This is a genomic window from Streptomyces sp. NPDC090077 (genome assembly GCF_044747545.1).
GTDB lineage: Bacteria > Actinomycetota > Actinomycetes > Streptomycetales > Streptomycetaceae > Streptomyces.
Window position 1 is genome coordinate 172890 of the sequence record NZ_JBIVEG010000012.1, and the last position, 11761, is coordinate 184650.

The following is an 11761-nucleotide window of genomic DNA, read 5'->3' on the forward strand; positions in this document are numbered from 1 at the left end:
ATGCGGGCTTTACAGGGGGGTACGACGAAGGGCCCCTCCCCCGCCGCCGGAGCGGTGGGGAGGGGCCCCTCGTTCACACATGGTGCCCGCTGCTGCGAGCTACCAGGTCAGAGCACGAATTACTTCGTGATCTTGGTGACCTGGCCGGCGCCGACGGTGCGACCACCCTCACGGATGGCGAACTTCAGGCCCTCCTCCATGGCGACCGGCTGGATCAGCGCGACCGTCATGTCGGTGTTGTCGCCCGGCATGACCATCTCGGTGCCCTCGGGGAGGGTCACGACGCCGGTCACGTCCGTGGTACGGAAGTAGAACTGCGGGCGGTAGTTGTTGAAGAACGGGGTGTGACGGCCACCCTCGTCCTTCGACAGGATGTACGCGGCGGCCTCGAACTCGGTGTGCGGCGTGACCGAACCGGGCTTGATGATGACCTGGCCGCGCTCGACGTCCTCGCGCTTGATGCCACGGAGGAGCAGACCGACGTTCTCACCGGCCTGGCCCTCGTCGAGCAGCTTGCGGAACATCTCGATGCCGGTGACCGTGGTGGTGGTCTTCTCGGTCTTGATGCCGATGATGTCGACGGTCTCGTTGACCTTGAGGACACCACGCTCGATGCGGCCGGTGACGACGGTGCCACGACCGGTGATCGTGAAGACGTCCTCGACGGGCATCAGGAACGGCTTGTCGGTGTCACGCGGCGGGGTCGGGATCGCGGCGTCCACGGCGTCCATCAGGCCGAGGAGCTTGTCACCCCACTCCTTGTCGCCCTCGAGCGCCTTCAGCGCGGAGACCTGGACGACCGGCAGGTCGTCGCCCGGGAAGTCGTACTCGGAGAGCAGCTCACGGACCTCGAGCTCGACGAGCTCCAGGATCTCCTCGTCGTCCACCATGTCGGCCTTGTTCAGGGCGACGACGATGTACGGAACGCCGACCTGGCGGGCCAGGAGCACGTGCTCCTTGGTCTGCGGCATCGGGCCGTCGGTGGCGGCGACCACGAGGATCGCGCCGTCCATCTGCGCGGCACCGGTGATCATGTTCTTGATGTAGTCAGCGTGACCCGGGCAGTCGACGTGGGCGTAGTGACGCGCCTCGGTCTGGTACTCGACGTGCGCGATGGAGATGGTGATACCGCGCTGGCGCTCCTCAGGAGCCTTGTCGATCTGGTCGAACGCCGACGCCGCGTTCAGGTCCGGGTACTTGTCGTGCAGCACCTTGGTAATGGCGGCCGTGAGGGTCGTCTTACCGTGGTCAATGTGACCGATGGTGCCGATGTTGACGTGCGGCTTAGTCCGCTCGAACTTCGCCTTCGCCACGGGGTCCTCCTGAGAGTGGTTCTGTACGCCTTGAATCGTCGGCGCCAGGTGATCTTTGCTGGAAAGCCGGCTCCCCGGGGCAACGGGAGGGTTGCTCCTGTTGCCCCAGAGGCTCCGGTGACAAGCCTAAAACGTGAACTCGGAAGAGTTACTCGCCCTTGGCCTTCGCGATGATCTCCTCGGCGACGTTCCGGGGAACCTCGGCGTAGGAGTCGAACTGCATCGAGTAGCTGGCGCGACCCGAGGTCTTGCTGCGGAGGTCGCCGACGTAGCCGAACATCTCCGAGAGGGGCACGAGGCCCTTGACGATCTTGGCTCCGTGACGGTCCTCCATGGCCTGGATCTGGCCACGGCGGGAGTTGATGTCACCGATGACATCGCCCATGGACTCCTCGGGCGTGGTGACCTCAACGGCCATCATCGGCTCGAGCAGAACGGGCGACGCCTTGCGCGCGGCCTCCTTGAAGGCCTGCGAACCAGCGATCTTGAAGGCGAGCTCGGAGGAGTCGACCTCGTGGTAGCCACCGTCGAGAAGCGTGACGCGGACGCCCGTCATCTCGTAGCCCGCCAGGATGCCGAACTGCATGGCTTCCTGCGCACCGGCGTCGACCGAAGGGATGTACTCCTTCGGCACGCGGCCACCGGTGACCTTGTTGACGAACTCGTACGCCGGACCATCGGCGTCCGTGATCGGCTCGATCGCGATCTGCACCTTGGCGAACTGACCGGTACCACCGGTCTGCTTCTTGTGGGTGTAGTCGTGACGCTCGACGGCCTTGCGGATCGTCTCGCGGTAGGCCACCTGCGGCTTGCCGACGTTGGCGACGACCTTGAACTCGCGCTTCATACGGTCGACCAGCACCTCGAGGTGCAGCTCGCCCATACCGCCGAGGATGGTCTGGCCGGTCTCCTCGTCCGAGTGGACGTGGAACGACGGGTCCTCTTCCGCGAGGCGCTGGATGGCGACGCCCAGCTTCTCCTGGTCACCCTTCGAGGCGGGCTCGATGGCGACCTGGATGACCGGAGCCGGGAAGTCCATGGACTCCAGGATCACGGGGGCCTTCTCGTCACACAGCGTCTCACCGGTGGTGGTCTGCTTCAGGCCCATGACGGCGACGATGTCGCCGGCGCCCACCGAGTCGATCTCCTCACGCTTGTTCGCGTGCATGCGGTAGATCTTGCCGATGCGCTCCTTCTTGCCCTTGACGGAGTTCTGCACCGCAGTGCCGGCCTCCAGGCGGCCCGAGTAAACCCGGACGAAGGTGAGCTTGCCGAGGTGCGGGTCGCTCATGATCTTGAACGCGAGCGCGGCGAGGGGCTCCTCGTCCGACGGCTTGCGCTTGACGACGACCTCGGCGTCCTTGACGTCGTGGCCCTCGATGGCCTCGATGTCGAGCGGCGACGGGAGGTAGCGCACGACGGCGTCGAGCAGGGGCTGGACGCCCTTGTTCTTGAACGCCGTACCGCAGAAGACCGCGGTGATCGTGGGCTCGCCCTTGCCCTTGCCGGAGCCGAGGATGATGCGGCGGACGGCCGCGTGCAGCTGCTCCTCGGTGGGCTCGACGCCCTCGAGGAAGAGCTCCATCATCTCTTCGTCGTTCTCGGCGACCTGCTCGACGAGGGTGGCGCGCCACTCCTCGGCCAGCTCGGTGTGGGAGGCCGGGATGTCGACGACGTCGTACATCTCGCCCTTGGTGGCCTCGGCGGACCACACGAGGGCCTTCATGCGGACGAGGTCGACGACACCCTGGAAGTCGGCCTCGGCACCGATCGGGAGCTGCATGACGATCGGAACCGCACCGAGGCGGTCCTTGATCATGTCGACGCAGCGCATGAACTCGGCACCGGTGCGGTCGAGCTTGTTGACGAAGCAGATGCGCGGGACGCCGTAGCGGTCCGCCTGACGCCAAACGGTCTCGGACTGCGGCTCTACGCCGGCCACACCGTCGAACACGGTGACGGCGCCGTCGAGGACGCGGAGCGAACGCTCCACCTCGACGGTGAAGTCGACGTGACCCGGGGTGTCGATGATGTTGATGGTGTGGTCAACATCTTCGAGCGGCCAGTGGCAGGTGGTGGCGGCAGACGTGATGGTGATACCACGCTCCTGCTCCTGCTCCATCCAGTCCATCGTGGCGGCGCCGTCGTGGACCTCACCGATCTTGTACGACACACCGGTGTAGAACAGGATGCGCTCGGTGGTGGTCGTCTTGCCCGCGTCGATGTGGGCCATGATGCCGATGTTGCGCACCTTGGCCAGGTCAAGCGAAGTGGTAGCCATATCGGCTCAGTCTTCTCTCGGTCTCGATGTGGGTGGGGACTACCAGCGGTAGTGCGCGAAGGCCTTGTTGGACTCGGCCATCTTGTGCGTGTCCTCACGCTTCTTGACGGCAGCGCCAAGACCGTTCGAGGCGTCGAGCAGCTCGTTCATCAGGCGCTCGGTCATGGTCTTCTCGCGGCGGGCGCGGGAGTAACCCACGAGCCAGCGGAGGGCCAGGGTCGACTGGCGACCCGGCTTGACCTCGACGGGAACCTGGTAGGTCGCGCCACCGACACGGCGGGACTTGACCTCGAGGGACGGCTTGACGTTCTCCAGCGCGCGCTTCAGCGTGATGACCGGGTCGTTGCCGGTCTTCTCGCGGAGGCCTTCCATGGCGCCGTAAACGATGCGCTCGGCGGTGGAGCGCTTGCCGTTCAGGAGGATCTTGTTGATGAGCGAGGTCACCAGAGGAGATGCGTAGACCGGGTCGATGATGACCGGGCGCTTCGGGGCGGGGCCCTTACGAGGCATTCTTACTTCTCCTTCTTGGCGCCGTAGCGGCTGCGGGCCTGCTTGCGGTTCTTGACAGCCTGGGTGTCAAGCGCACCGCGGATGATCTTGTAACGAACACCCGGCAGGTCCTTCACACGGCCACCACGCACGAGCACGATCGAGTGCTCCTGCAGGTTGTGTCCCTCACCCGGAATGTAAGCGGTGACCTCGATGCCGGAGGTCAGACGCACACGCGCGACCTTACGGAGCGCCGAGTTCGGCTTCTTCGGGGTGGTCGTGAACACACGCGTGCAGACGCCGCGACGCTGGGGCGAGGCCTCGAGCGCGGGGGTCTTTGTCTTCTCGACCTTGTCCTGCCGGCCCTTACGGACCAGCTGCTGGATCGTAGGCACTACTTCTCCGGTTTCTGTGTGCCGTGTAGTGAAGCTAACCTGGAACTTTGCCGACCCACGCGGTCGGGTGTGTCGGACCCGGCGGACCTCTCCGCAAAAGCGGAAAGACGCATGGATCGCAGTGGCCGTTGACTCTCGCGTGCGGTTGATGGACACGCACGGGAGCCCAGGCACACCCCAGGCACAAGGTCTGAGCGTACCCACCGCATCCACTCCGGTCAAAACATAAGCCGCTCCGCCACCGCCGCGACGACCGCACAGCTCAGGCGCCGCACGGGCGGAGCGGTCCCGGCCGGGGTGGGCGCGCGGATCGCGCACCGGCGTGGTAGGGAGGGCGAACTACACTGCCCAGCGAATCCCAGCAGGTCAGTCCAAAACGTACGAGCGCCAGGAGCAGGACATTGGGGACGGTCACACCGGAGCCGACGACGGCGGAGAACCCGCCCCCCGACGGCGGCCGAACCCCCTCGTCGCGGCGGCGCACCGCACTCTCCCGGCTGTACGCCCCGCTGCTGGCCTTCCTGGTCACCTCGGGCGCCTTCTGCGCGGCCTGGGCGGCGCGCGGCTCCTTCCCCTTCGGGAACCGGGGCCGGGCCATCAACGACCAGGCCAACCAGTACGTGCCCTTCCACCGCGCCCTGTGGGACCTGGTCCACGGCCAGGCCGCCGGCGACGTGCTGTTCACCTGGCGGGGAGGCTTCGGACAGCAGTTCCTGTCCGACTACTACACCTACCTGGGCAATCCCTTCTCCTGGCTCGCGGTCCTGGTCCCCCGCGAACACGTCGACCTCGCCGTCTTCGTGATCACCCCGGTCACGATGGGCACGGCCGCCGCCGTGATGGCCGTCTACCTCGGCAAGCTGCACCCCGGACCGTGGTGGCAGCGCGGGGTCCTCGGCGCCTGCTACGGCCTGTGCGGCTGGGCGCTGAGCGACGCCTCGTACATCCCGATGTGGCTGTGGGGCCTGGTCGCCCTCCCCCTGCTGGGCATCGCCGTGGAGTGGTGCCTGGAGGGCCGCCGCTGGCCGGGGGTGGCCCTGCTGGTCGCCCTCGCCTGGTTCGGCAACTTCTACACGGCGATGATGGCCACGATGGCGGCCTGCGTCCTCCTCGCCGTCCGCCTGATCACCCTGGACATGACGGGCGCCCAGCGCCTGCGCGCCCTCTGGCGCGCGGCCACCGCGGCCGCGACCGGCATCCTGCTCACCCTCCCCCTCCTCCTGCCGTCGTTCCTGTCCAGCGGTGCCGCGCAGCCCACCAAGGCCGGCGCCTTCGACCCGGTCCGGATCGAGGTCTTCCTCTCCGGCATGCTCCCGGCGACCCACCTGTGGGGCGGCCGTCCCCGCCTGTACGTGGCCTCCCTGGGCCTGATCCTGGCGGGCTCCTTCCTCCTCAACACCCGGATCGCGGCCCGCACCCGCCTCACGTGGGCGGCGGCCACCCTCCTGGTCCTGGTGTCCTTCCAGTTCCCCCCGACGCAGTACGTGTGGCACGGCCTGGCGGTGCCGAACGGCAACCCGTACCGCGAGGCGTTCGTGTTCAGCGGCATGGTCGTCGTCCTGGCCTGGCTCGCCCTGGCCAACCGCCCCCGCCCCCTCCACCTGGCCCTGTCGGCGGCCCTCCTCGTCGTCGCCACCTTCGTCCTCCGCCACACCGACGACTTCGGCGGCTGGACCTGGCCGGCCGTCCTGGCCGGCGGCGCGGTCTCCCTGCTGGCCCTGCTCCTCCTCACCCGGGCGGACCGGCACCGGGCCCTGCTCCCCCTGGCCGCCCTCCTCATGACCGTCGTGGTCCTCGCCGAGTCGACGGTCGCCGCGGCCAACGCGGACGCCCGCCGCTCCCGCGAGCGCTGGGCCGCTCCCGTCCCGACCTCGAACCGCTCGATCAGCAACCACTTCGAAGCGGTCCGGGACGTGGACGGCTGGCCCGCCTACCGGACGGACTCGGGCGCGCCGCAGACCTCGTACAACGACGCCCTCGCCCTCCAGGCGGAGGGCCCGCAGTACTACAGCAGCTACCTCCCCGAAGCGACCTACAAGGCCCTGGAACCCCTCGGCTACGGCTTCAAGAACGACGGCCGGACCTTCTTCGGGGCCGACAACCCGGTGCTCGACGCGATCTTCTCGATCGGCGCCCGCGTCCGCCCGGGCACGGAGCCGGGCACCTGGAAGGCCACGAAACAGCCCGCCCCGCCCCTGGTCACCCTCCGCACCACCCCCTACACCTCCCCCAACCCCGCGGACTCGGTCTACGCCCACCAGGAGGACGTCCTGGGCGCCACGGTCTACGAGGTCCCCCGCACCACCCGCACGGGCACCCCCACCACCCAGACGTACGCGGCCCGCTGCACCCCCGGCTCCGAGGCCTACTGGTACTCCCCCACCCTGTACGGCACCCTCCGCACCCCGGGCTCCGAACTCCCCCTCATGGACCGCATGACGGGCGTCGTCCCCCTGGGCCCGGTCCCCGCCTCCGGCGAGGTCACCGCGACGGTGGAAACCCGCACGGAGGACGCCACGGCCGGCGAGCACCCCATCGGCTGCCTGGACCGCGCCGCCCTGGACGCCAGGACCGCCGCCCTGAAGGCCACGGGCGCCACCTCCGTCCGCATCGGCGGCCACACCCTCGAAGCCACCCTCCCCCCGAACACCACCGGCACCGCGGTCCTCGCCGTCACCAACATCCCCGGCTGGCAGTGCTCGGCCCCGATCCGCGACTTCCACGGCCTGCTCGCCCTCCCGGTCACCCCGAGCACCCGCAACCTCTCCTGCACCTTCACCCCGAAGGGCCTCACCCCGGGCCTCGCGGCGGCCGCCCTGTCCCTCCTCACCCTGGCGTCGGTCACGACGGCCGCCTACTTCAGGCGCCGCCGCCAAATCCGCTGATCCAGCAGCACGAGCCCTCGACGCACGTGCTGCTCATCCTCACCGGCTGGACCAAGGTCACCGCCTCGGCGGCCACGGGCTACCAAGCCCTCCTGGCGCTGCGCGGCCCGGGAGACATCGTCGGTGAGTCGGCCGCGGTCACCGGCCGGCCGCGGTCGGCAACCGTCACGGCGCTGGAGCGGGTGCCGGCGGGGCACTCCTGGGCCCAGCTGCTGGGCCGCCCTGGGCTTCGGACCCCAGCTCGCCCAGGTCCTGGCGACGGAGCCCGCGGAGGACGGGTCCGGTCTCCTGCGGCTCCTGCTGTCCCCGCACCCCGACCACCGCACCCGCCTCCACCACCTCCAGCGCCACCTGGCCCCCCGGGGCTAGGAACGCCGCAGGGCGGCCACCCTCTCGGGTGACCGCCCTGCGGTTACTGCTCTGGTCCGACTCAGCCGTTGTACGGGCCGTAGTCGTAGTCCTCCAGCGGGACAGCCTGGCCGGAGCCGGTGCCGAAGGGCGAGTAGTCGATGTCGTCGTAGCCGACGGCCGAGTACATCGCGGCCTTGGCCTCCTCGGTCGGCTCGACCCGGATGTTGCGGTAGCGGGACAGGCCCGTACCGGCCGGGATGAGCTTACCGATGATGACGTTCTCCTTGAGGCCGATGAGGCTGTCGGACTTGGCGTTGATCGCCGCATCCGTCAGGACTCGGGTCGTCTCCTGGAAGGAGGCGGCCGACAGCCAGGATTCCGTCGCCAGCGAGGCCTTGGTGATACCCATCAGCTGCGGACGGCCGGAGGCGGGGTGACCGCCCTCGGTGACCACGCGACGGTTCTCGGTCTCGAACTTCGAGCGCTCGACGAGCTCGCCCGGCAGGAGCTCCGCGTCGCCGGACTCGATGATCGTCACGCGGCGCAGCATCTGCCGGATGATGATCTCGATGTGCTTGTCGTGGATCGACACGCCCTGCGAGTTGTAGACCTTCTGGACTTCGCCGACCAGGTGGACCTGGACGGCACGCTGGCCGAGGATGCGCAGCACGTCGTGCGGGTTGGTGGCACCCATGGTGAGCTTCTGGCCCACCTCGACGTGGTCGCCCTCGTGCACGATGACCTTGGCGCGCTTGGAGATCGGGAACGCCGTCTCCTCGCTGCCGTCGTCGGGCGTGATGACGATCTTCTTCGTCTTCTCGGTCTCCTCGATCCGCACGCGGCCGGCGGCCTCGGAGATCGGGGCGACACCCTTCGGGGTACGGGCCTCGAAGAGCTCGACGACACGCGGCAGACCCTGCGTGATGTCGTCACCGGCCACACCACCGGTGTGGAAGGTACGCATCGTCAGCTGGGTACCGGGCTCACCGATGGACTGGGCGGCGATGATGCCGACCGCCTCGCCGATGTCGACGAGCTTGCCGGTGGCCAGCGAGCGGCCGTAGCAGAAGGCACAGGTGCCGACCGCGGACTCGCAGGTCAGGACCGAGCGGGTCTTGACCTCCTCGACGCCGTTCGCGATGAGGGCGTCGATGAGCACGTCGCCGAGGTCCACGTTCGCCGGCGCGATGACCTTGCCGTCGATGACGACGTCCTCGGCCAGCATGCGGGCGTACACGGAGGTCTCGACGTCGTCCGCCTTGCGGAGGACACCCGTCTCGTCCTTGGTGCCGATCTTGAGCTTGAGGCCGCGCTCGGTGCCGCAGTCCTCCTCGCGGATGATGACGTCCTGCGAGACGTCCACCAGACGACGGGTGAGGTAACCCGAGTCGGCGGTACGCAGGGCGGTGTCCGCCAGACCCTTACGGGCACCGTGCGTGGAGATGAAGTACTCCAGAACGGTGAGGCCCTCACGGAAGGACGCCTTGATCGGACGCGGGATGGTCTCGTTCTTCGCGTTCGACACCAGACCACGCATACCGGCGATCTGTCGCATCTGCATCATGTTTCCTCGGGCACCCGAGTCAACCATCATGAAGATGGGGTTCGTCTTGGGGAAGTTCGCGTTCATCGCCTCGGCAACCTCGTTGGTCGCCTTGGTCCAGATCGCGATGAGCTCCTGCGTGCGCTCGTCCTTGGTGATCAGACCGCGCTCGTACTGCTTCTGGACCTTCTCGTCCTGAGCCTCGTAGCCCGCGACGATGGCCTTCTTGGCCTCGGGCACGACGACGTCGGAGATGGCCACGGTGACGCCCGAACGGGTCGCCCAGTGGAAGCCGGCCGCCTTCAGGTTGTCGAGCGTCGCCGCCACGATGACCTTGGGGTAGCGCTCCGCCAGGTCGTTGACGATCTCGGAGAGCTGCTTCTTGCCCACCGAGTAGTCGACGAACGGGTAGTCCTCGGGCAGCAGCTCGTTGAAGAGCGCACGGCCCAGGGTCGTCTTCAGGCGGAAGCTGTCGCCCGGCTGGAACTCCTGCTCGCCCTCCTCGGCGACCGGCGCCACCCAGCCGCGCGGCGGGATGGTGCCCACCGGGAAGCGGATGTCGACGGACGACTGCAGCGCGAGCTCGCCGGCGTCGAACGCCATGATCGCCTCGGCGGTGGAGCCGAACGCGCGGCCCTCGCCCTTGGTGTCACGGAGCTCACCGTCGGTGGTCAGGAAGAACAGACCCAGGACCATGTCCTGCGTCGGCATCGTGACCGGACGGCCGTCGGCCGGCTTGAGGATGTTGTTCGAGGACAGCATCAGGATGCGGGCCTCGGCCTGCGCCTCCGCGGAGAGCGGCAGGTGGACGGCCATCTGGTCACCGTCGAAGTCCGCGTTGAACGCGGTGCAGACGAGCGGGTGGATCTGGATGGCCTTGCCTTCGACCAGCTGGGGCTCGAAGGCCTGGATGCCGAGGCGGTGCAGCGTGGGCGCACGGTTCAGCAGCACCGGGTGCTCGGCGATGACCTCTTCGAGCACGTCGTACACGACCGTGCGGCCGCGCTCGACCATGCGCTTCGCGCTCTTGATGTTCTGCGCGTGGTTCAGGTCGACCAGGCGCTTCATCACGAACGGCTTGAAGAGCTCCAGCGCCATGGCCTTGGGCAGACCACACTGGTGCAGCTTCAGCTGCGGACCGACGACGATCACGGAACGCGCGGAGTAGTCCACGCGCTTGCCGAGGAGGTTCTGACGGAATCGACCCTGCTTGCCCTTCAGCATGTCGCTGAGGGACTTCAGGGGACGGTTACCGGGACCGGTGACCGGGCGACCGCGACGACCGTTGTCGAAGAGGGCGTCCACGGCCTCCTGGAGCATGCGCTTCTCGTTGTTCACGATGATCTCGGGGGCACCGAGGTCGAGAAGGCGCTTCAGGCGGTTGTTGCGGTTGATCACACGGCGGTACAGGTCGTTCAGGTCGGAGGTCGCGAAGCGGCCACCGTCCAGCTGCACCATCGGACGCAGGTCCGGCGGGATGACCGGGACGCAGTCCAGGACCATGCCCTTGGGGCTGTTGCTGGTCTGCAGGAACGCGGAGACGACCTTGAGGCGCTTGAGCGCACGGGTCTTCTTCTGGCCCTTGCCGGTACGGATGATCTCGCGGAGGCGCTCGGCCTCCTCCTCGAGGTCGAAGGACTCCAGGCGCTTCTGCAGGGCAGCCGCACCCATGGAACCGTCGAAGTACGTGCCGAAGCGGTCACGCAGCTCGCGGTAGAGGAGCTCGTCGCCCTCCAGGTCCTGGACCTTGAGGTTCTTGAAGCGGTTCCACACCTCGTCGAGGCGGTCGATCTCGCGCTGGGCGCGGTCGCGGAGCTGCTTCATCTCGCGCTCGGCGCCTTCGCGCACCTTGCGGCGCACGTCGGCCTTGGCGCCCTCGGCCTCCAGCTCGCCCAGGTCGCTCTCGAGCTTCTTGGCACGGCCTTCGAGGTCCGCGTCACGGCGGTTCTCGATCTGCTGGCGCTCGACGGAGACGTGGGCCTCCAGCGACGGCAGGTCGCGCTGACGGCGCTCGTCGTCGACGAACGTGATCATGTACGCGGCGAAGTAGATGACCTTCTCGAGGTCCTTCGGCGCGAGGTCCAGCAGGTAGCCCAGGCGCGACGGGACGCCCTTGAAGTACCAGATGTGGGTGACGGGAGCGGCAAGCTCGATGTGGCCCATCCGCTCACGGCGCACCTTGGCGCGCGTGACCTCGACGCCACAACGCTCACAGATGATGCCCTTGAAGCGGACACGCTTGTACTTGCCGCAGTAGCACTCCCAGTCCCGGGTAGGACCGAAGATCTTCTCGCAGAAGAGTCCGTCCTTCTCGGGCTTGAGGGTGCGGTAGTTGATGGTCTCCGGCTTCTTGACCTCGCCGTGCGACCAGGTTCGGATGTCGTCCGCGGTGGCAAGGCCGATCCGCAGCTCGTCGAAGAAGTTGACGTCGAGCACTGTGCGTCAATCCCTCTTTCGGGGTCGAGTCTCAATCATGGTCTGAACGGTCCCGGGGCGGCCGGGGG

The 11761-nt window shown here is 67.9% G+C and carries 7 protein-coding genes; 2 read left to right on the forward strand and 5 right to left on the reverse strand.

Annotated features, from left to right (window positions below; genetic code table 11):
* Nucleotides 1–119: 119 nt before the first annotated feature.
* The 4 genes from tuf to rpsL form a co-directional block, all read right to left on the reverse strand.
* The gene (tuf, locus tag ACIPW5_RS21465; RefSeq protein ID WP_266574537.1) at nt 120–1313 is read right to left on the reverse strand and encodes an elongation factor Tu; all 1194 of its coding nucleotides are present in this window, start codon (nt 1311–1313) and stop codon (nt 120–122) included.
* Between the two features lie 148 nt (nt 1314–1461).
* Complete coding sequence (gene fusA, locus ACIPW5_RS21470; protein WP_401247078.1) at nt 1462–3594, reverse strand: elongation factor G; 2133 nt, start codon at nt 3592–3594, stop codon at nt 1462–1464.
* A gap of 39 nt (nt 3595–3633) precedes the next feature.
* A complete protein-coding gene (rpsG, locus tag ACIPW5_RS21475; protein WP_007265894.1) occupies nt 3634–4104 on the reverse strand; it encodes a 30S ribosomal protein S7 in 471 nt (156 codons plus the stop codon).
* A gap of 2 nt (nt 4105–4106) precedes the next feature.
* A complete protein-coding gene (gene rpsL / locus ACIPW5_RS21480) occupies nt 4107–4478 on the reverse strand; it encodes a 30S ribosomal protein S12 (RefSeq protein ID WP_007265893.1) in 372 nt (123 codons plus the stop codon).
* Between the two features lie 401 nt (nt 4479–4879).
* Here rpsL and ACIPW5_RS21485 point away from each other — a divergent pair, with 401 nt between their 5' ends.
* Nucleotides 4880–7363, forward strand: coding sequence for a YfhO family protein (locus tag ACIPW5_RS21485; RefSeq protein ID WP_401247081.1), 2484 nt, complete (start codon nt 4880–4882; stop codon nt 7361–7363).
* Between the two features lie 26 nt (nt 7364–7389).
* Complete coding sequence (locus ACIPW5_RS21490; RefSeq protein WP_401247084.1) at nt 7390–7764, forward strand: cyclic nucleotide-binding domain-containing protein; 375 nt, start codon at nt 7390–7392, stop codon at nt 7762–7764.
* A 29-nt stretch (nt 7765–7793) separates the two neighbouring features.
* On the opposite strand, the gene ACIPW5_RS21495 is transcribed toward ACIPW5_RS21490, so the two are convergent.
* Nucleotides 7794–11693 carry a DNA-directed RNA polymerase subunit beta' gene (locus ACIPW5_RS21495; protein WP_401247086.1) on the reverse strand — a complete coding sequence of 1300 codons (3900 nt, stop codon included), beginning with the start codon at nt 11691–11693 and terminating at the stop codon, nt 7794–7796.
* Between the last annotated feature and the right edge of the window lie 68 nt (nt 11694–11761).

What these genes read in the sequence shown, in the direction of transcription:
- fusA (WP_401247078.1), bottom strand. Translation starts at nt 3,594, where the DNA reads ATGGCTACCACTTCGCTTGACCTGGCCAAGGTGCGCAACATCGGCATC.
- rpsG (WP_007265894.1), bottom strand. Translation starts at nt 4,104, where the DNA reads ATGCCTCGTAAGGGCCCCGCCCCGAAGCGCCCGGTCATCATCGACCCG.